This is a genomic window from Ensifer sp. Root31, from assembly GCF_001424825.1.
GTDB classification, from domain to species: Bacteria; Pseudomonadota; Alphaproteobacteria; order Rhizobiales; family Rhizobiaceae; genus Ensifer; species Ensifer canadensis.
Genome location: NZ_LMCO01000045.1, coordinates 233826 through 253660, shown reverse-complemented (window position 1 = coordinate 253660; position 19835 = coordinate 233826). Strand labels below are relative to the sequence as shown.

The 19835-nt window shown below is 62.5% G+C and carries 20 protein-coding genes; 9 read left to right on the top strand and 11 right to left on the bottom strand.

Annotated features, from left to right (window positions below):
• Position 1 precedes the first annotated feature (1 nt).
• From ASD00_RS30325 to ASD00_RS30315, 3 genes are all read left to right on the top strand, one after another.
• On the top strand, positions 2–1828 hold the full coding sequence (locus ASD00_RS30325) for an ABC-F family ATP-binding cassette domain-containing protein (RefSeq protein ID WP_057210870.1): 1827 nt from the start codon (positions 2–4) through the stop codon (positions 1826–1828).
• Positions 1829–1905: 77 nt separating this feature from the next.
• Positions 1906–2385 carry a MarR family transcriptional regulator gene (locus ASD00_RS30320; RefSeq protein ID WP_025425208.1) on the top strand — a complete coding sequence of 160 codons (480 nt, stop codon included), beginning with the start codon at positions 1906–1908 and terminating at the stop codon, positions 2383–2385.
• Complete coding sequence (locus tag ASD00_RS30315; RefSeq protein ID WP_025425207.1) at positions 2382–3620, top strand: multidrug effflux MFS transporter; 1239 nt, start codon at positions 2382–2384, stop codon at positions 3618–3620. Before ASD00_RS30320 ends, ASD00_RS30315 begins: the two co-directional genes overlap by 4 nt.
• A 66-nt stretch (positions 3621–3686) precedes the next feature.
• Here the strand turns inward: ASD00_RS30315 and ASD00_RS30310 are convergent, their stop codons facing one another.
• Complete coding sequence (locus tag ASD00_RS30310) at positions 3687–4904, bottom strand: argininosuccinate synthase (RefSeq protein ID WP_025425206.1); 1218 nt, start codon at positions 4902–4904, stop codon at positions 3687–3689.
• Between the two features lie 175 nt (positions 4905–5079).
• On the opposite strand from ASD00_RS30310, the gene ASD00_RS30305 reads away from it, so the two are divergent.
• Positions 5080–5721 (top strand): LysE family translocator, encoded by a 642-nt coding sequence (locus ASD00_RS30305; RefSeq protein WP_025425205.1) that lies wholly within the window; start codon positions 5080–5082, stop codon positions 5719–5721.
• Between the two features lie 266 nt (positions 5722–5987).
• On the opposite strand, the gene ASD00_RS30300 is transcribed toward ASD00_RS30305, so the two are convergent.
• The 7 genes from ASD00_RS30300 to ASD00_RS30270 all read right to left on the bottom strand — a co-directional run bounded on the left by ASD00_RS30300 (position 5988) and on the right by ASD00_RS30270 (position 12189).
• Positions 5988–6782, bottom strand: coding sequence for an ABC transporter ATP-binding protein (locus ASD00_RS30300; protein ID WP_025425204.1), 795 nt, complete (start codon positions 6780–6782; stop codon positions 5988–5990).
• The gene (locus ASD00_RS30295; RefSeq protein ID WP_025425203.1) at positions 6779–7657 is read right to left on the bottom strand and encodes an ABC transporter permease; all 879 of its coding nucleotides are present in this window, start codon (positions 7655–7657) and stop codon (positions 6779–6781) included. Before ASD00_RS30295 ends, ASD00_RS30300 begins: the two co-directional genes overlap by 4 nt.
• A gap of 224 nt (positions 7658–7881) precedes the next feature.
• Positions 7882–8835: an ABC transporter substrate-binding protein gene (locus ASD00_RS30290; protein WP_025425202.1), complete on the bottom strand. Its 954-nt coding sequence runs from the start codon at positions 8833–8835 to the stop codon at positions 7882–7884.
• A gap of 215 nt (positions 8836–9050) precedes the next feature.
• On the bottom strand, positions 9051–10286 hold the full coding sequence (gene rlmN, locus ASD00_RS30285) for a 23S rRNA (adenine(2503)-C(2))-methyltransferase RlmN (RefSeq protein ID WP_025425201.1): 1236 nt from the start codon (positions 10284–10286) through the stop codon (positions 9051–9053).
• Between the two features lie 234 nt (positions 10287–10520).
• The gene (locus tag ASD00_RS30280) at positions 10521–11024 is read right to left on the bottom strand and encodes an invasion associated locus B family protein (protein ID WP_025425200.1); all 504 of its coding nucleotides are present in this window, start codon (positions 11022–11024) and stop codon (positions 10521–10523) included.
• Positions 11025–11432: 408 nt separating this feature from the next.
• Complete coding sequence (locus tag ASD00_RS30275; protein ID WP_025425199.1) at positions 11433–11810, bottom strand: YkvA family protein; 378 nt, start codon at positions 11808–11810, stop codon at positions 11433–11435.
• Positions 11811–11871: 61 nt separating this feature from the next.
• A complete protein-coding gene (locus tag ASD00_RS30270; RefSeq protein WP_025425198.1) occupies positions 11872–12189 on the bottom strand; it encodes a 4a-hydroxytetrahydrobiopterin dehydratase in 318 nt (105 codons plus the stop codon).
• 86 nt (positions 12190–12275) lie between these two features.
• On the opposite strand from ASD00_RS30270, the gene ASD00_RS30265 reads away from it, so the two are divergent.
• Entirely contained in the window at positions 12276–12752 is a 477-nt protein-coding gene (locus ASD00_RS30265; protein WP_025425197.1) for a low molecular weight protein-tyrosine-phosphatase, read from the top strand.
• On the opposite strand, the gene thpR is transcribed toward ASD00_RS30265, so the two are convergent.
• Complete coding sequence (gene thpR, locus ASD00_RS30260) at positions 12689–13279, bottom strand: RNA 2',3'-cyclic phosphodiesterase (RefSeq protein ID WP_025425196.1); 591 nt, start codon at positions 13277–13279, stop codon at positions 12689–12691. The two genes, ASD00_RS30265 and thpR, sit on opposite strands and share 64 nt — an antisense overlap.
• Before the next feature lie 114 nt (positions 13280–13393).
• The gene (locus ASD00_RS30255) at positions 13394–14035 is read right to left on the bottom strand and encodes an arylesterase (RefSeq protein ID WP_025425195.1); all 642 of its coding nucleotides are present in this window, start codon (positions 14033–14035) and stop codon (positions 13394–13396) included.
• A 67-nt stretch (positions 14036–14102) separates the two neighbouring features.
• Here ASD00_RS30255 and ASD00_RS30250 point away from each other — a divergent pair, with 67 nt between their 5' ends.
• From ASD00_RS30250 to ASD00_RS30235, 4 genes are all read left to right on the top strand, one after another.
• Positions 14103–14828, top strand: coding sequence for an ABC transporter ATP-binding protein (locus ASD00_RS30250; RefSeq protein WP_025425194.1), 726 nt, complete (start codon positions 14103–14105; stop codon positions 14826–14828).
• Complete coding sequence (locus ASD00_RS30245) at positions 14825–17377, top strand: ABC transporter permease (RefSeq protein ID WP_025425193.1); 2553 nt, start codon at positions 14825–14827, stop codon at positions 17375–17377. Before ASD00_RS30250 ends, ASD00_RS30245 begins: the two co-directional genes overlap by 4 nt.
• A 221-nt stretch (positions 17378–17598) precedes the next feature.
• Positions 17599–18336 (top strand): Bax inhibitor-1/YccA family protein, encoded by a 738-nt coding sequence (locus tag ASD00_RS30240; RefSeq protein WP_025425192.1) that lies wholly within the window; start codon positions 17599–17601, stop codon positions 18334–18336.
• Positions 18337–18457: 121 nt separating this feature from the next.
• Entirely contained in the window at positions 18458–19015 is a 558-nt protein-coding gene (locus ASD00_RS30235; RefSeq protein ID WP_025425191.1) for a GNAT family N-acetyltransferase, read from the top strand.
• A gap of 67 nt (positions 19016–19082) precedes the next feature.
• On the opposite strand, the gene ASD00_RS30230 is transcribed toward ASD00_RS30235, so the two are convergent.
• A complete protein-coding gene (locus ASD00_RS30230; RefSeq protein WP_038576579.1) occupies positions 19083–19487 on the bottom strand; it encodes a DUF2794 domain-containing protein in 405 nt (134 codons plus the stop codon).
• Positions 19488–19835: the final 348 nt, after the last annotated feature.

The following is a 19835-nucleotide window of genomic DNA, read 5'->3' as shown; positions in this document are numbered from 1 at the left end:
CTTGGCGCCTCCCATTCTGAAACTCGACGATATCTTCCTGACCTTCGGTGGCACGCCGCTTCTGGCCGGCGCCAACCTGCAGGTGGAGCCGGGGGATCGCATCTGCCTTGTCGGGCGCAACGGTTCCGGCAAATCGACGCTGATGAAGATCGCCGCCGGTCTTGCCGAAGCGCAATCGGGCGAGGTCTTCCGCCATCCGTCCTCGACCGTTCGCTACCTGCCCCAGGCACCGGATTTCGAAGGCTACGACACGGTGCAGGCCTATGCCGAGTCGGGCCTTGGCCCAAGCGACGACCCGTATCGCGTCGCTTACCTACTGCAGCACCTGGGTCTGACCGGCGAAGAAGACCCGGCACGCCTTTCCGGCGGCGAGGCGCGCCGCGCAGCGCTTGCCCGGGTGATGGCGCCGGAGCCGGATATCCTGCTGCTCGACGAGCCGACCAACCATCTCGATCTGCCGACGATCGAATGGCTCGAAGACGAGCTGACCCGCAGCCGTTCGGCCCTGGTGCTGATCTCGCACGACCGGCGCTTCCTCGAAAAGGTCTCGAACGCGACGGTCTGGCTCGATCGCGGCCAATCCCGCCGGCTCGACCGCGGCTTCGGCCATTTCGAGGCCTGGCGCGACGAGGTGCTGGAGGCGGAAGAGCTGGAGCAGCACAAGCTCGGCAAGGCGATCGAGCGCGAGGAGCATTGGCTGCGCTACGGCGTTACCGCCCGGCGCAAGCGCAACATGCGTCGTCTCGGCGAATTGCAGGACATGCGCTCGCGCCATCGCGGCCACAAGGGGCCGCAGGGCTCCGTTCAGGCGGCGGCTTCCGACGCCAAGGAATCGGGCAAGCTGGTGATCGAGGCGGAGAAGATCACCAAGGCTTACGGCGAGCGGACGATCGTTGCGCCGTTTTCCATTCGCGTGCACCGTGGCGACCGGATCGGCCTTGTCGGCCCGAACGGTGCCGGCAAGACGACGCTTTTGAAGATGCTGACCGGGCAGATCGAGCCGGATACCGGCACGGTGAAACTCGGCACCAATCTTGAGATGGCGACGCTCCTCCAGAAGCGCGAGGATCTCAACCTCGACGATACGCTGGCCCACTACCTGACCGACGGCCGGGGCGAGAGCCTGATTGTCAACGGCGAGCAGCGCCATGTCACCGGCTACATGAAGGACTTCCTGTTCCAGCCGGAGCAGGCGCGCACCCCGATCCGCGAACTGTCGGGCGGTGAGCGCGCCCGGCTGATGCTGGCACGCATTCTCGCCCGCGCCACCAACCTGCTGATCCTCGACGAGCCGACCAACGATCTCGACATCGAGACGCTGGACTTGCTTCAGGAGGTCGTCGCCGGCTTTGCCGGAACCGTCATCCTCGTCAGCCACGACCGCGACTTCCTCGACCGCACCGTGAGCTCGACCATCGCGCCGGCCAATCCCGAAGCGCCTGACGGCCGCTGGATCGAATATGCCGGCGGCTACACCGACATGATGGCGCAGCGCAAGGGCGCGATCGAAGAGCGGCGCAAGACGGAGAAGGCGGAAAAGGCCAAGGTGGCCGATGCCGCTGCCCCCGCAGCCGAGGCACCGAAGGCCAAGGGCAAGCTCTCCTACAAGCAGAAGTTTGCACTCGAAAACCTGCCGAAGGAAATCGCCAAGGCGGAGGCGGAGGCAGCCAAGCGCGAGGAGCGGATGGCCGACCCCAACCTCTTTGCCAAGGACCCGAATACGTTTGCGAAACTGGCGAAGGAGCTGGAAAAGCTTCGCGGCGATCTCGCCCGCATGGAAGAGGAATGGCTGGAACTGGAGATGCTGCGCGAGGAGCTCGAGGGCTGAGCCTCGCCGCTCCCGCGTTGAAAGTTGGCAAGGGGTATGATAAGGAAAACTTATTATATCTCTCGTGAACGATCCTGATGCCGACAAAACTCGAATCCGAAACCATCGGCATGTTGCTGACCGATGTCTCCCGCCTTCTGCGTGGCGCTTTTGATCGCAAGGTCAACGCCATGGATCTCGGCATCACGCCCGGTGAAGCGCGCACGCTGATCCAGGTGGCGCTGACCGAGGGCATCAAGCAGGCGGAAATCGCCACGCGCATGGGCATCGAGCCGATGACGCTGTCGGCCTATCTCGACCGGCTGGAGGCGATGGAGCTGGTTGCCCGTCTGCCCGACCCGGCCGACCGCCGCGCCAAGAACGTCGTCATCACCGACAAGGCCGATCCGCTGCTCGCCGAGCTGATGGCGGGGCTGCGCGAGATGATGAATGCCTATACGGAAGGGCTCGACGAGGCGACGCGCGACATGCTCTGCGCCAACCTGCGTATCCTGCGCGAAAATTTGCGCGGCCTCGATCCGTGCGTCGCCGGCAAGGAGAAGGGTGCAAAGCCATGACGCGCCGCATGAGCGAACGGCGCACCAGCATCATCGGCGCCTTCCTTGTCGCGCTCGGCCCCGTTTCCATGGCGCTCTATACACCGGCAATGCCCGAACTGGTCCGCGCCTTCTCCTCCAGCGAGGCGGCGATCAAGATGACGCTGTCGCTCTACTTCGCAGGCTTCGCCTTCGCACAGCTGGTTTCGGGCACGCTCTCCGACGTCATCGGCCGCCGGCGCACGACGCTGATCTTCATGACCATCTACCTCGCCGGCAGCCTGATGGCAGCCTTTGCCCCATCGGTCGCGGTCCTGCTCGCCGGGCGCCTGGTGCAGGGCATCGGCGCCTCCGTCGGCATGACGGTTGCGCGCGCCATCGTGCGCGACCAGTTCACCGGCCTTCAGGCGGCGCGGATCATGAACATGATCGGCATGATGCTGGCCATCGGGCCGGCGGTGTCGCCGACGCTCGGCGGCCTGGCGCTTGGCCTCTTCGGCTGGCAGTCTATCTTCTTCCTGATGGTCGGCTTTGCGCTGATGGCCTGCGTTTGCGTGCAGTTCTTCATGGCCGAAACCGCGACGCCCGATCCGGCCAAGGGCCATCTGCGGCCGATCCTTGCCGCCTATCGCGAGCTTCTGACAGATACCCGCTTCGTCTCCTCGACCCTGGTGATTGCCGGCGCCGTCGGCGCGCTCTACGCCCAAGCGACGATGCTGCCCTTCGTCCTGATCGGCACGGTCGGGCTGACGCCGACCGAATTCGGCGTCGGCATGCTGATGCAATCCGGTTTCTTCTTCTCGGGCACGGTCACGGTGCGGCTGTTAATGCGGCGGTTCACGCCGCAGGCGCTGGTGCCGGTCGGTCTTTGTTTCATCGCGCTCGGCAGTGTGGCGCTCGCCTACACCATGCACGCGCTCGAACCGAGCTTCCTGGCGGTGATGGCGCCGGTCGGCGTCTACGCCTTCGGCATCGCCTTCGTCATGCCCTACATGATGACGGCGGCCATGGCGCCTTTCCCGCATATCGCCGGTACGGCGTCGGCGATGATGGGCTTCATCCAGATGGGCGCCGGCCTTCTCGGCGGCGCCTTGGCGGCCGTTGTCGGCGTGCCGGTGCTGGCGCTCGGCACGATCATTCCGAGCTTCGGCCTTCTCTGCGTGTTCAGCTATCTCTGGTATCGCCGCACCGTTCGCCTGACGCCATTGGCGGCGCCAGTCGATGGCACGCAGCCCCTGCCGGAAGCGGCTGAATAAGACGAAACGAAAAAGCCTCCGCGACCCGGGTCGCGGAGGCTTTTTCTTGTCAGGTGCTTGCCGCTTTTAACGGTTGCGTGCAGCCAGCGTGCGCAGGCGCAGCGCATTCAGCTTGATGAAGCCGGCAGCATCCTTCTGGTCGTAGGCGCCCTGGTCGTCTTCGAAGGTGACCAGCTTGTCGGAATAGAGCGACTTCGGGCTTTCGCGGCCGGTGACCATGACATTGCCCTTGTAGAGCTTCAGCGTCACTTCGCCTTCGACATGCTCCTGGCTCCTGTCGATCGCCGCCTGCAGCATCTCGCGCTCCGGCGAGAACCAGAAGCCGTAATAGATCAGCTCGGCGTAGCGCGGCATCAGCTCGTCCTTGAGGTGGGCGGCGCCACGGTCGAGCGTGATCGATTCGATCGCGCGGTGTGCCGACAGCAGGATGGTGCCGCCGGGGGTCTCGTAGACGCCGCGCGACTTCATGCCGACGAAGCGGTTTTCGACGAGGTCGAGCCGGCCGATGCCATTGTCGCGGCCGTAGTCGTTGAGCTTTGCCAGCAGGTTTGCCGGCGAAAGGCGCACGCCGTTGATCGAGACGGCGTCGCCGCGCTCGAAACCGACCTTGATGACGGTTGCCTTGTCGGGAGCCGCTTCCGGCGAGATCGTGCGCATGTGCACGTATTCCGGGGCTTCCTGCGACGGATCTTCCAGAACCTTGCCCTCGGAGGAGGAGTGCAAGAGGTTGGCGTCGACAGAGAAGGGAGCCTCGCCCTTCTTGTCCTTGGCGACCGGGATCTGGTGCTTCTCGGCGAATTCGAGCAGGTCGGTGCGGCTCTTGAACGACCAGTCGCGCCATGGAGCGATGATCTTGATGTCGGGGTTGAGCGCGTATGCCGACAGCTCGAAGCGAACCTGGTCGTTGCCCTTGCCGGTGGCGCCGTGGGCGATCGCGTCAGCGCCGGTCTTCTTGGCGATGTCGATCAGGTGTTTGGAAATCAGCGGACGCGCGATGGAGGTGCCGAGCAGGTAGACGCCCTCATAGACGGCGTTGGCGCGAAACATCGGGAAGACGAAATCGCGCACGAACTCTTCGCGCACATCCTCGATGTAGATTTCCTTGATGCCGAGCATCTCGGCCTTCTTGCGCGCCGGCTCCAGTTCTTCGCCCTGGCCGAGGTCTGCCGTAAACGTCACAACTTCGGCGCCGAGTTCGGTCTGCAGCCACTTCAGGATGATCGAGGTGTCGAGACCGCCCGAATAGGCGAGAACGACCTTTTTCACGTCTTTATGCGATGCCATGGTTTCCGTCCGTCTGGTCTTGGAAGAGGGCGGCGTGCCGCCTTGGAAATTCTGCGGCACTTTATCCGGAACACGCCTGGATACAAGCGGAAGAACGCTGCGACACCCAAATCCGCTGGCAAAAGCCGACGCTCCGGAATAGACGAGGTCACCGAGTGTTCCAGGAATCGCGCACATGGACTTCCTTCCCAGCCTGCCCACGCTGTTCGGCTTTGCTGCCGCCACGCTGCTGCTTGCGGCAACGCCGGGGCCGGACATGACGCTTTCGATCAGCCGCGCGCTGTCGCAAGGCAAGAAGGCCGCCCTATTCGTGGTGCTCGGGACGAGCTTCGGCATCGTCGTTCACACCCTACTGGTCGCCTTCGGCATCTCGGCGCTGATCACGGCCTCGCCTGCTGCGTTCATGGTGCTGAAGACCGGAGGTGCCGCCTATCTGCTCTGGCTTGCGGTTCAGGCGATCCGCCACGGATCGACGCTTTCGGTCAAGACCGTCGAAGGTTCCGGCGGTACGGCTCTTTCCAACGTCTCGTCGGGCTTCTGGGTAAACCTGCTCAACCCCAAGGTCATCATCTTTTTCATGACTTTCCTGCCGCAGTTCGTCAGCGCCAACGATGCATCGGTGACGGGCAAGCTTCTGTTCCTCGGCGCGATGTTCATCGTCATCGGCATGCCTGTAAACATGCTGGTGGTATTTACCGCCGACTGGCTGTCCTCCTGGCTGCAGCGCAACAAGGGGTTCATGCGGGCGCTCGACTACAGTTTTGCCGGCGTCTTCCCTGTCTTTGCGGTGAAGATCTTCATGACGACGGCGCGATAGGGCGTCTTCGGAGGGTTTCGCCCCTCATCTGCCTGCCGGCATCTTCTCCCCGCATGTGGGGAGAAGAGCACGTGCTGCATCGTTCGGCGGCAACGGCGATCGCCGGAGCAGCATGGGGAGACGTGTGAAACGGTAGATGGCACTTCACGCCGTTTGCCGGAGAACGGCTGAGAGATTGCCACTTGTCTCTTCTCCCCGTCTTTACGGGGAGAAGATGCCGGCAGGCAGATGAGGGGCAAGCTCTGATCGCCCCGTAAGCGACGGGGTCAGCCGATGAGCAGCGCGTCGTCGTCGAGCGTCTGGCCGCGGATGCGGCGGAACATGGCGATGAGGTCCTCGACCTGCAATTCCTTGCGGCTGTCGCCGGCAACGTCGAGCACGATCTCGCCGCCATGCAGCATGACGGTGCGATGGCCATAGTCGAGCGCCTGGCGCATCGAGTGGGTAACCATCATCGTCGTCAGCCTGCGCTCGGAAACGATCTTCTGGGTGAGGTTCATAACGAACTCGGCCATCCCGGGATCAAGGGCGGCGGTATGTTCGTCGAGCAGCAGCACTTCGGAGCCGGCAAGTGTCGCCATGACCAGCGAGACCGCCTGGCGCTGGCCGCCCGAAAGCAGGTCCATGCGGTCGCCCATGCGGTTTTCGAGGCCGAGATTAAGCTCGGCGATGCGCTCGCGGAAATGTTCGCGGCGCTTCGGCCCGAGCGCTGCCATCAGGCCACGCTTCTCGCCGCGCTTGGCGGCGAGCGCCAGGTTCTCTTCGATCGAAAGCGCACCGCAGCTACCGGTCAGCGGATCCTGAAACACGCGGGCGACAAGGCCGGCGCGAGCGGCGGTGCCCTTGCGGGTCACATCGGTCTTGCCGATCGTCACCTGGCCCGCACTCGGCAGCACGTCGCCGGCGAGAACGCCGAGCAACGTCGATTTGCCGGCGCCATTGGAGCCGATGACGGTGACGAAGGAGCCCTGCTCGATTGTGAGGTCGACGCCGTTCAGCGCCTGCTTCTGCAGCGGCGTTCCCTTGCCGAAGACGACCTGGATGTTCTTGACGCTGATCATGCCGCACCTCCGCGACGAAGTCGGGGAAGGATGAGGGCGAAGGTGACGAGCACGGCGGTCACGAAATTGAGATCGGAGGCCTGCAAGCCGAGCATGTCGGTCGACAGCGCCAGCTGGATGGCGATGCGATAGAGGATCGAGCCGAGCACGCAGCCGATCAGCGCGATCAGGATGCCGCGGGCGCCGAGCAGCGTCTCGCCGATAATGACGGCTGCAAGGCCGACGACGATGGTACCGACCCCGGAAGTGACGTCGGCAAAGCCGTTGGTCTGGGCAAAGAGCGCGCCGCCGAAGGCAACGAGCGCGTTCGAGATCGCCATACCGAGATAGATCTGCCGGTTGGTGTCGACCCCTTGCGCACGGGCCATGCGCGCATTGGCGCCGGTTGCCCGCATCGCAAGACCCGCATCGCTTTCGAGGAAGCGCCAGACGACGATGACGGCAACGAGCACCAGGATGCCGATGAACAGCGGGCGAACGTAGAAATCACGAAGCCCCAGGCCAAAGAACGGCGAGAGCATGGTGTCGGCGTTGATCAGCGCGACGTTGGGTTTGCCCATCACGCGCAGATTGACCGAGAACAGCGCGATCATCGTCAGGATCGAGGCCAGCAGATTGAGGATCTTGAAGCGCACGTTGAGCATCGCCGTGACGATGCCGGCGGCGGCACCCGCCACCATGGCGACACAGGCCGCGATCCACGGGTTGACGCCGGCGATGATCAGCACCGCGGTCACCGCGGCGCCGAGCGGGAACGAACCGTCGACCGTCAGGTCAGGGAAGTCGAGAACCCGGAATGCGAGAAAGACGCCGACGGCGACAAAGGCGTAGACCAGCCCCAGTTCGACGGCTCCCCAGAAAGCGATTTGACTCAAACCCCCGACCCTCTTTTTTTGCCGCGCGCCTTAAGCTTGTTCTATCAGCGCGGCGTCTCCGGTTGGCCATGACGTCCAGAGATCCGGCGTCGGCGCAGCTTCAAACTGTCAGAGCGCATCTTGCGTGCCCCGAGGGAAACGCCGTGCTCCAATAACGAACCGCCCTCGTATGGAACGAGGGCGGCCAAAACGCAATAAACTTGAACCTGAAAAGGCTCAAAGCCTTATTCGACAACGCGTGTAGCGCGCTTGACGACACTTTCCGGAAGGGTGACGCCCATCTTTTCAGCGGCCTTCTTGTTGATCACCAGGTCGGAACCGGCGGCAACCTTGACGGCGATATCACCCGGGTTTTCGCCCTTGAGGATGCGAACGACGATTTCGCCGGTCTGCTTGCCGACATCGTAGTAGTTGAAGCCGAGAGCCGCGAGCGAGCCGCGCGCGACCGAATCCGTGTCAGCGGTGAGGAGCGGCAACTTGGCTTCCTCAGCCACGGCGATCGCACCTTCGAGCGCGGAGATGATCGTGTTATCGGTCGGAACGTAGATCACGTCGGCGCGGCCGACGAGTGCGCGGGCCGCACCCTGGACTTCGGCCGACTTCGTTGCCGCGGATTCGACCACGGTCAGGCCGGCCTTTTCGGCTTCCGTCTTCAAGACTGCCAGAAGCGACACGGAGTTGGCTTCGCCGGAGTTGTAGAGGTAGCCGATCGACTTGGCGTTCGGCAGGATTTCCTTGATCAGCGCGACGTGCTCGGCGACCGGCGACATGTCGGAAAGACCGGTGACGTTGCCGCCCGGCTTGTCCATGTCCTTGACCAGTTGTGCGCCGATCGGGTCGGACACGGCGGTGAAGACCACCGGAATATCGCGCGTCGAGGAAACGACGGCCTGGGCCGACGGGGTCGAGATCGGAACGATGACATTAGGCGCTTCACCGGCGAACTGGCGGGCGATCTGTGCTGCGGTCGCCGGGTTGCCTTGGGCGGACTCGTAGAGGAACTTGAGGTTTTCGCCCTCCTTGTAGCCGGCTGCGGCCAGCGCGTCCTTCACACCGTCGCGTGCGGCATCGAGAGCCGGGTGTTCGACGATCGCGGTTACGGCGACGGTCACCTCATCGGCGCGTGCGGGCAGGGTAAATGCCACCGTGGCGGCAAGGGCGACGAGAAGTGAGCGCATGGGTGTCCTCCTAGATTGATTGCCCGCTTTCTTAGGAAACCGGTGACATGAAATCAATCGATAGGAACTGCATCACCCATCAAAGTTCTTCATCGATCACGACATGCCTGCGGTTGAGATGGTGCGGATCGACACAATCCGAGGGCGTTGCGATCGTCTTTGAGTCGTGAAAGGTGAAATGCGGGCGGAAAACCGCGCCGCACCCACCTGATGGCTCAGTCCTCGCCGTGATTGGCAATCATCATTGCTTCGAAGGCGAGCCGGTCGACCTTGCGCATGCGCTCGGATTCGGACTTCAGCTGGCCGCAGGCGGCCAGGATGTCGCGGCCGCGCGGCGTGCGGATCGGCGAGGCGTAGCCCGCCTGGTTGATGAAATCGGCGAATTTCTCGATCTGCTCCCACTCGGAACACTGGTAGTTGGTGCCCGGCCAAGGGTTGAACGGAATGAGGTTGATCTTCGCCGGCACGCCCTTCAAGAGCTTCACCAGTTCCTTGGCGTCCTCGAGGCTGTCGTTGACGTCCTTGAGCATCACATATTCGAAGGTGATGCGGCGCGCGTTCGACAGGCCCGGATAGGCGCGACAGGCATCCATCAGTTCCTTCAGCGGATATTTCTTGTTGATCGGCACTAGCATGTCGCGCAGGTCGTCGCGCACCGCATGCAGCGAGATCGCCAGCATGACACCGATCTCGTCGCCGGTCCTATAGATCTCGGGCACGATGCCGGAGGTCGAAAGCGTGATGCGGCGCTTGGAGAGCGACAGGCCCTCGCCGTCGGAGGCGATCAACAGGGCGGTCTTGACCTCCTCGAAATTGTAGAGCGGCTCGCCCATGCCCATCATGACGATGTTGGTGATCTTGCGGCCTTCCGCCGGCACGATCGCGCCCTGGGGCGTGTCGCGCTCCGGGAAGTCGCCGAGCCGGTCGCGCGCGAGCAGCAGCTGCGCCAGGATTTCCTCGGCCGTCAGGTTGCGCACCAGCTTCTGCGTGCCGGTGTGACAGAAGGAACAGGTGAGCGTGCAGCCGACCTGGCTGGAGATGCAGAGCGTGCCGCGGCCCTCTTCGGGGATGTAGACCGTTTCGATCTCGACCGGGCGGCCGGCGCCGCGGGCGGGAAAGCGCAGCAGCCACTTGCGGGTGCCGTCGCCCGAGGTCTGCTCCTCGACGATCTCCGGCCGGGCGATGGTGAAATGCTGCTTCAGCATCTCGCGCATGTCCTTCGAGACGTTCAGCATCTCGTCGAAGTCGGAAACACCGCGCACGTAGAGCCAGTGCCAGAGCTGGCTGACGCGCATCTTCACCTGACGCTCGGGAATACCTTTTTCGACCAGGGCCTTGGCCATGTCCTCGCGCAACAGCCCGATCAGCGAAGGCTTCTCGGCCTGCGGTGCGATGCGCGCCTGCGGTGCCTTGACGGTATCCACCCGGTTCAAGATTTCAGTGGCTGCCATGCTCTGGTGTCCTGTCGTACAGAAAACGCCCGTCCGGAGAAGGGTCCGGAGATTGTCCTGATGCTCGAATTGAAATCGGTCGAGCCTTCAAGCGCGGCCAATAGGGCGCGGGGGCTCTTAATTTGCCGGGGCTGTAGCATTGTTTTGCTCAAGAGTCACGCGCAGGCGTCAATCCTGAATGCAAAAAGGCCGGCGTCAGGCGCCGGCCTTGTGTTCTGCCAAAGTGGCGAGAGCCTACTTGCAGGCTTCGATCTGCTTCAGTGCAGCCGAGATGCCCGACAGCGAATAGGCGTAGGTGGTCGTGGTGCCCTTGCGCGACTTGGCGTTGACCGACATCGCCTTGCCGGTCTTCATCGCGGCAACGAGCGCCGGCTCTTCAGCGGCGTTCTCGACCCAGGCAGAGTTGCCCTTGGTGAACATCACGAAGGTGCGGCCGTCGATGACGACGTTGACCTTCGAGTTCTCCTGCAGCGGGTAGCCCATCATGGCCTGCGGCTCGTAGCTGATGTTCTGGCCGGGGCGCTGGGAAACGAGGAAGAAGATGTCGCCGTGGTCGACGCCGGCCGGGCTCTTTTCCTTCGGAACCGACAGGACATAGCAGACCTTGCCGCCGCCGGAATTGTAGGAATAGGCGCCCCAGGCGTTGAACTGCTGGATGCGCGTCGGAGACTGGGCGGCAGCCATGCTGGCGGTTGCCAGAACGAGTGCGATTGCGGTTGCGATCTTTCTTACAAACATGAGGTCCTGCCGCTTTTCTTGCTTTTCGATCACCCGAAACAGGTCAGACGGGCGACGCGTAGTCATGATTTCAATTGTTGTGACTTAATTCAGGTTACCAAACCGTCAACGAGGGCCAAAATCCGCTGGTTTCAGCCCCGAAACGAAGCATTTGTCGCCTTCGCTCCAGCATCCGCAGATCTGCCGTCCGTCAATTTTTTGGAGCGCTCTTCCGGCGTCGAGTGTTCGGCGCCTCGAACAGCTCTTCCGGATCGTTTCCTGCCCCATGCCATTCCAAACAACGCGCGTCTCAACCAAGACGTTTCGATGCGTGTCGTTCCAAAATGTCTATGCCACAAAGAATTGGGCAAGAGTTTGACTTTTGGGCAGGAATACGGCGGACACACGGACGGACCGCATTTTCCGCGGTCATTCCTCGGGATTGTCGGCCAGCGTCTCGTCGGCCTTGAGGTAGTGGGCTTCCTTGATTTGCCCGCTGATGGCGGCAAAGGCGGCAGTCAGAACCGCGACATCATCGGAAAATCCGACGACGGCGAGCACATCGGGAAGGAAGTCGAGCGGCAGCACGAAATAGGCCAGTGCCGCCAGCAGGATGCCGCGCGTGCGCGTCGGCGTCTTCGGGTCGATCGCGCAATAATAGGCAGCCACGAGTTCCCGGCTGAACGGTATCTGCCGGGCGGCGCGGCGAAAGGTCGGCCAGAAGCGTCGCTTGACGCGCTTTTCCCTGCGCTCCTGTTCGGATTCTTCGCCGGGCAGGAGAATTTCACCAATCTTTACGTCGTCCATCGCCTCGCTTCCGATGTTGCAACGCTCAACAATATGGGAAGTGCCAGATCCATTTCAAAATCTATTTCAAATGGTCGGGCATGCGGCCGGCCGCAGCCTTGTCCATTCTGGCAGCCAGCTTGAAGTCCAGTTCGGTGAGGCCGCTGGCGTCGTGCGTCGTGAGCGTCACGTCGACGCGGTTGTAGACGTTGAACCATTCCGGGTGATGATCGAGCTTTTCGGCAACGATCGCCATCTCCGTCATGAAGCCGAAAGCCTCGACGAAATTCTTGAAGCGAAAAGCTTTCCAGATGGAGGCGCCGTCTTCGGCGCGCACCCACCCTTCCATCTTGTGCAAATGCTCGGCGATTGCCGCCTCGTCGAGTTTCTCCGGCCTCATCCGTTCCTCCCTTTCACCGCGTCTGTTCCAAGGCTGTGCCGCCGCGTATAAGTCGGCTGGCCTCTTATCTCCTTGAAATGGATAGCATGAAACCGGTCCGAATTCTTTTTGTTTGTCTCGGCAATATCTGCCGGTCACCTCTGGCTGAAGGCGTGCTGCGCGAGCTCGCGGCGCAAAAGGGTCTGGCGTCACAGATTTCTGTCGATTCTGCCGGTACGGGTGGGTGGCATATCGGCGATCCACCGGACCGCCGGTCGATCGAGGCGGCGCGCCGGCACGGCATCGACATTTCCGGCCTTCGCGGGCGCAAGGTTTCAAAGGCCGACTTTGCGGCGTTCGACCTGATCCTCGGCATGGATGGGGAGAACGTCAAGACGCTTCGCCAGCTCGCGCCGGCGGGGCTTGAAGACAGGATCGATCTGTTTCTGAGCTACGCTTCGGGGCGGGACCAGGACGTTCCTGATCCCTATTATGACGGTCCCGAAGCGTTCAAACGCCTTTACCAGATGTTGGAGGCCGGATGCTCGTCGTTGCTGGAAAGGCTCGAAGAGCGGACTTCGTGAAGCGGAAACACCTCTTCGGTGAGGTAGGGGCCGCCGCCGACGGAATCGCGCGACGACAAAAGCACGAAACGTGAGACGGTGAAGGGTGAGGCCATGAAGTTGCCGCGTCCGGAGAGATATTCGACCACATCCTCGACGCGGCTGGAGCGCAGCCTTGCAAGCGTGACATGCGGCGTGAACTTGCGCGGGTCGGCCGGCAGCCGCAGCCTCTGGCAGATGCGCTCGATTTCGGCCTGCAGCGCGTACATTTCCGGGTGATTGCTGACCCCAGCCCAGACCGAGTGTGGCTTCTTCGAGCCGAAGGCGCCGGTGCCGGTCAGTTGCAGCTGGAATTCCGGTCTTTCGATCCGGTCAAGCTTGTCGATGATCTCGTCTGCGGTGCGCCAGTCGACGTCACCAATGAAGCGCAAGGTGATGTGGTAGTTCTCCACATCGATCCAGCGAGCTCCGGGAAGACCTCCGCGCAGCAATGAAAGACTCATCGCAACATTGCGCGGAATTTCGAGGGCGGTGAATAGTCTCGGCATGGCGAGCTCCCCGAATCTCTTGCAGATGTCTCAGCGAATCACGCATCGAGTCTGCAGGCAACTACTATTTGACGCTTGCGAATATTAACACTCTCTTAACTGTGGATGATTTGTTCACTCCGCCTTTGACAATGTTGCAATGAAACGTTCGACCACGGGCAGCGCCTTATCGACCATCGTGCCGACGCCGTTGCCGTTCGGGTGCATGCCGTCCTCAAGCTTGAGTGCTGCGTCGGTGACAACGCCGTCGAGGAAGAAGGGGTAGAGCTGCAGCCCGTATTTCTCTGCGAGTTCCGGATAGATCGGATTGAACCGGGCGGCATAGTCGGCACCCATGTTCGGCGGCGCCATCATGCCGGCGAGCAGCACGGCGATGCCGCGCTCCTTCAATCGTGAAATCATCGCCTCGATGTTCTTGCGGGTTTCTTCCGGCGGAATGCCGCGCAACGCGTCGTTGGCGCCAAGCTCCAGGATGACACCCTTGGTGCCGTCGGGTATCGACCAGTCGATGCGCGCAAGGCCGCCTGAGCTGGTGTCGCCAGAAACGCCGGCGTTCGCCACCGTGACATCGAGGCCCTTTTGCTTCAACGCCTTTTCAAGCCGGGCCGGGAAGGCATCCTCGGGAGGCAGCTGATAACCCGCCATCAGGCTGTCGCCGAAGCCGACGAGGCTGATCGTTTCGGCCCGTGCTGCCGCCGATAACGCAATTGTCATTGCGAGCCCCAAGAAAAACCGTTGAAATCCTTTTAATGCCATGGGTCTGTTCCTAAATCGCGGGTGCTGTTTTCTTATTCCCTTTCCGTTTCATATAGGATTGTTTCGCTTGGCCAGTACCATCATCGAGCTCAAAAATGCCGACCTCACCCTCGGCGAAGCCGCGGCCTCGGTGCATGTGCTGAAAGGCATGAGCCTGACAATCGACGCCGGCGAGTCCGTCGGCATCGTCGGGCCTTCCGGCTCGGGCAAGTCGACGCTGCTGATGGTGCTGGCTGGCCTTGAACGGCTGGACCGCGGCGAAATCATTATCGACGGCACGCCGCTGCACCGGCTGAACGAGGACAGGGTCGCCGACTTCCGCGGGCGCAACATCGGCATCGTCTTCCAATCCTTCCACCTCATCCCCAACATGACAGCCCTCGAAAACGTTGCCGTGCCGCTCGAACTCGCCAATGTTCCCGGCGCCTTCGAGATCGCGCGCAAGGAGCTTGTGGCCGTCGGCCTCGGCGAGCGCTTGAGCCACTATCCCGGCCAGCTTTCCGGCGGCGAGCAGCAGCGCGTGGCGATCGCCCGTGCACTCGCGCCGTCGCCGAAGCTGCTGATCGCCGATGAGCCGACCGGCAATCTCGATGACGAGACGGGCCGGCAGATCGCCGATCTGCTTTTCGCCGAACAGCGTGACCGGGGCATGACACTGGTGCTGGTCACCCATGACGCAGCGCTCGCGGCCCGTTGCTCGCGGCAGGTGCGGGTGCGCTCCGGCGAGATCATTTCCAGTGGCGCGTTCGAACCGGTCGTCGAAACGCAGCGCCAGGAAGCGGCATCCGCATGAGCGAGGCCCTCGCGATCCGACTGCGCCCACTGCTCGCCCTGCGGCTGGCGTTGCGCGAAATGCGCGGCGGCCTCAAGGGGTTCTATATCTTCCTCGCCTGCATCGCGCTTGGCACGGCGGCGATCGCCGGCGTCAACTCGCTGTCGCAATCGATCACCGCGACGATCGCGTCCCAGGGGCGCGAGCTGCTTGCCGGCGACATCCGCTTCGAGCTCAACAACCGGGTGGCAACGACAGAGGAGCGCGCGTTCCTCGACGGGCTCGGACCCGTCTCGGTTTCAGCGGGCCTTCGCTCCATGGCGCGTTTGCCCGATGGATCGAACCAGGCACTCGTCGAGTTGAAAGCCGTCGATGCAGCCTATCCGCTCTATGGCAAGCTGGAAAGCCAACCGGATCAGCCGCTTGGCAGTCTGCTGGCGCGGCAGGGCGACGTGTTCGGTGCGGTGGCCGCACCGCTGTTGCTTGATCGCCTCGGCATTTCCGTCGGTGATGAAATCCTGCTGGGCAATGCCCGCATCAAGATTTCAGGCAAGATCGTGCGCGAGCCGGATGCGCTCTCCGACGGATTCGGCTTCGCACCGCGCCTGATGGTTTCGGATGAAACGCTCAACGCATCGGGTCTCGTGCAGACGGGAAGTCTTGTCGAACACGGCTACAAGGTGAAGGTGAGCGATCCGACCCGGGTCGACGCGGTCCGCGGCGACGCCGAGACGCGCTTTCCGTCGGCCGGCTGGTCGATCCGCACCAGCTCCAACGCGGCCCCGTCGCTGACCGCCAATATCACCCGTTTTTCGCAGTTCCTGACGCTTGTCGGGTTGACGGCCCTGATCGTCGGCGGCGTTGGTGTCGCCAATGCCGTGCGCGCCTATCTCGACCAGAAGCGCAGCGTCATAGCCACCTTCAAGTGCCTGGGTGCGCCTGCCTCGCTGGTGGCGATGATCTATCTGTCGCAGATCCTCCTGATCGCTCTGATCGGCATCGCCATAGGGCTTGTTCTCGGTGCGCTCATTCCCTTCGTCGCCGCACAGTTTCTTGCCGATCTGCTACCGATTTCGACGGAGTTCAGGCTCTATCCCGGTGCGCTCGGCATCGCCGCCCTGTTCGGCGTGTTGACGGCGCTTGCGTTCGCCATCCTTCCGCTCGGCCGCGCACGCGGCATCCCGGCGACAGCGCTCTTTCGCCAGCAGGGCTTCGACCCCTCGGGCTTTCCCGCATGGCCCTATCTGGTCGGCGCGTTCGCCTGCCTGGGCGCGCTTGCAGGACTTGCCATCTGGACCGCCTATGACCGCTACATCTCGCTCGTGTTCCTCGGCGCGATCGCCTTCGCCTTCATCGTTCTGCGTCTCGTCTCGCTGCTGATCTCATGGCTTGCGCGCCGTAGCCCGCGCGTCAACTCGCCGTCGTTACGGCTGGCGATCGGCAACATCCATCGACCGGGCGCGCTCACGCCTTCGGTGGTGCTGTCGCTCGGCCTCGGTCTTGCGCTTCTCGTCACGCTTGCGTTGATCGACGGCAATCTTCGGCGCGAACTGACTGGCAGCATGGCCGAGCGGGCGCCCAATTTCTTCTTCGTCGATATCCAGGGAAGCGAAATCGAGGGGTTCCGCGCGCTGCTCAACGGATCGATGCCTGATGGCAAGGTCATCGAAGTGCCGATGCTGCGCGGCCGTATCGTCGCCTTCAACGGCGAGGACGTGAACAGTCGCAACGTCCCGCCGAGTGGCCAGTGGGTGCTGCGCGGCGACCGCGGCATCACCTATGCCAAGAACAAGCCGGAGAATTCGACGCTTGCAGAAGGCAGCTGGTGGGCGCCCGACCATAGCGGCGAGCCGCTGGTGTCGTTTTCGGCGGAAGAGGCGCGCGAGCTCGGATTGAAGATCGGCGACATGGTGACGGTCAACGTGCTTGGCCGCAACATCACCGCCAAGATCGCCAACTTCCGCAATGTCGAATGGGAATCGCTGTCGATCAACTTCGTGATGGTATTCTCGCCCAACACCTTTGCCGGCGCTCCGCATGCGTGGCTCGCAACGGTGATCGATCCCGGCGCGACGCCGGAGGAGGAGGCGACGGTGCTGAAAGCCGTGACCAACGCCTATCCGACGATCACCAGCGTGCGGGTAAAGGATGCTCTCGACATTGTGAACGCGCTTCTCGGGCAGCTGGCAACGGCGATCCGTGCTGCCGCCGCCGTCGCGCTCGTCGCCTCCGTCCTGGTGCTGGCCGGCGCGCTTGCTGCCGGCAATCGGGCGCGCATCCACGATGCGGTGGTGCTGAAGACGCTGGGCGCCACGCGCGCCACGCTGATCCGTGCCTTCAGCTACGAATACATCATCCTTGGCCTTGCAACCGCGGTCTTTGCGCTGTTTGCGGGCGGCGTCTCCGCCTGGTACGTCGTCAGCCGGATCATGAAGCTGCCGTCGAGTTTCCTGCCGGATGTTGCGGTTGCCACGGTCGTCATTGCGCTGGTGATGACTGTTGGCATCGGGCTTGCCGGCACCTGGCGTGTGCTGGGTCAGAAGGCGGCGCCGGTCCTGCGGGAGCTCTGAGCGGACGGAGTTAACCGTAAATCCCTGTCATACAAGGCCATAAACGCCCAGGCTGTGCCGAATCACGGGTCTGAAGGTCTTGTACGCAAGGGCTTTCGGCATCATATTTATCCACAGGCATGCTGGAGCCCCGCAGCGGCGCCTGGGCATGGGATGATGGCCGATCGGTCAGGTCATCCGCCCGACACCGTAAGTTCAACCGGGGCTTAAATGAGGAAACAATGGCTGATCTGAGAAACTACCAAACCCGAATGTCGCCCGCCGGCGCTCAGGCGGGTGCCGTGATCGACGAAGGCCTTCGCACCTACATGCTGAAGGTCTACAACTTGATGGCCCTCGGCCTGGCGATCACCGGCCTGGCAGCTTACGGAACATTCGCGCTTGCCGTCTCCAATCCGGCATTCGCCCAACTTCTCTATGCGTCGCCCCTGAGATGGGTCGTCATGCTCGCTCCGCTGGGTCTCGTGTTCTTCATGAGCTTCCGCATCAATAGCATGAGCGTTTCTGCCGCGCAGATGACGTTCTGGGTCTATGCGGCCCTGATGGGCGTTTCGCTGTCGTCGATCTTCATGGTCTTTACCGGCCAGAGCATCGTGCAGACGTTCTTCGTGACCGCCGCCTCGTTTGGTGCACTGTCGCTCTACGGCTACACCACGAAGAAGGACCTGTCCGGCATGGGCTCGTTCCTGATCATGGGTCTGTTCGGCGTCATCATCGCGTCGATCGTCAACATCTTCCTCGGCTCTTCGGCACTCGGCTTCGCAATCTCCGTGATCGGCGTGCTGATCTTCGCAGGCCTCACCGCCTACGACACGCAGAAGATCAAGGAAATGTACTACGATGCCGACGACAGCACCGTTGCTGGCCGCAAGGCGATCATGGGCGCGCTGACGCTCTACCTCGACTTCATCAACCTGTTCATGTTCATGCTGCAGTTCATGGGCAACCGGAACAACTAAGCCTGAAGAGATTGACGGAAAAGGCGGCTTCGGCCGCCTTTTTTGTTGCCCGGAAAAGGGCTTGATCCACGGGTGCGATCCATGTGACTGAATGAAAAAATCCAACCGTCAAGATCCTTCCATGTCCCTGACCCTGCGCGACGCCACCGTCTCCGATCTGCCCACCATTGCCGAGATCTATCGCGAATCCGTTCTGAACGGCGTGGCGACCTATGAGGTCGCGCCTCCGTCGCAGGCGGAAATGGCAGCGCGCTTCTCCACCATCGTCGGCCATGGTTATCCCTACATCGTCGCGATCGACGCGGCGGGCATGATCATCGGCTACGCCTATGCCTCGGCCTTCCGCACGCGGACGGCCTATCGCTTCCTGGTCGAGGATTCGATCTACCTGGCGCCTTCGGCACGGGGGAAGGGGGCAGGAAGGATGCTGCTCGCCGAGCTTGTTCGCCGCTGCACGGCGCTTGGATTTCGCCAGATGGTGGCGGTCATCGGCGGTGCCCATCCCGCATCGATCGCGGTCCATCAATCATTGGGTTTCGAACATCATGGGCTGATGAAGGCGACCGGCTTCAAGCATGGACGGTGGCTCGATACCGCGATCATGCAGCTTGCGCTGGGCGATCGAGCGACGAGCGATCCGCCCGAGGGCGTCTACCCGGATACGCTTTATCAAGCCTGAGGGCAGATGTCAGCGAAGCCAGAGCCGGCATGTGGGCCTGACTCTCCGATCGTTCCGATGTGGCGTCTCAGGTTTCGACCAGCTTGAGCGCCTTGTCGAAAACCTTCAGGACCTGTCCGAGCTCGTGCCCGCGCTTCAGAATCGTGCCGTGGACGTTGAGCACGCTAAAGGCACCTTGCTTGGCCGCCAGCTTCGGGTTTTTTTCGATGCGGAAGAGAGGCATCTCGCCCGCGCGCTTGAAAACGGAGAAGACGGCGCGGTCCTTCAGGTGGTCAATGGCGTAGTCGCGCCATTCGCCTTCGCCGACCATGCGGCCGTAGACCCACAGGATCTGGTCGAGTTCTCGGCGGTGAAAGGTGATGGGAGGAGCATTCCGGGCGTTCTTGTATTCCGAGAGATCGACGACCACTTCAGAAGTGGTCTGGCGCTGATGTCGCGCCTCGCCTCGCGGCAAATCCGGCTCATCGGTCATCGGCAATCCGGCCTTCTGTTGTGACAGAACGATAACAGTTTGCCTGACACGAGCCGAAAAGCAAGCCGGAACCGGCCGGAGCCGCTGGGTGCAGATGGCATTTCTTGCCTCTGCCCCATTTCAGTCAAATCGCCGCCCCAATTCACCGCAAAACTCGCGGGCGCTGACGGACAGAGTCGTTGCCACCGTATGTCCGGTCAGATCGTCATGCTGCGTGACCTTCAAAGAACGCAGTCATGGCCGGTTCGGTCCGGTAACTTCGAACCCTCAGCCCCAGCCCCTCGATGCTGCCGGGCCGAACCACCCCTTACAGCGCCGCGCGTCAAGTATGACGCGCAAAGGACGCTG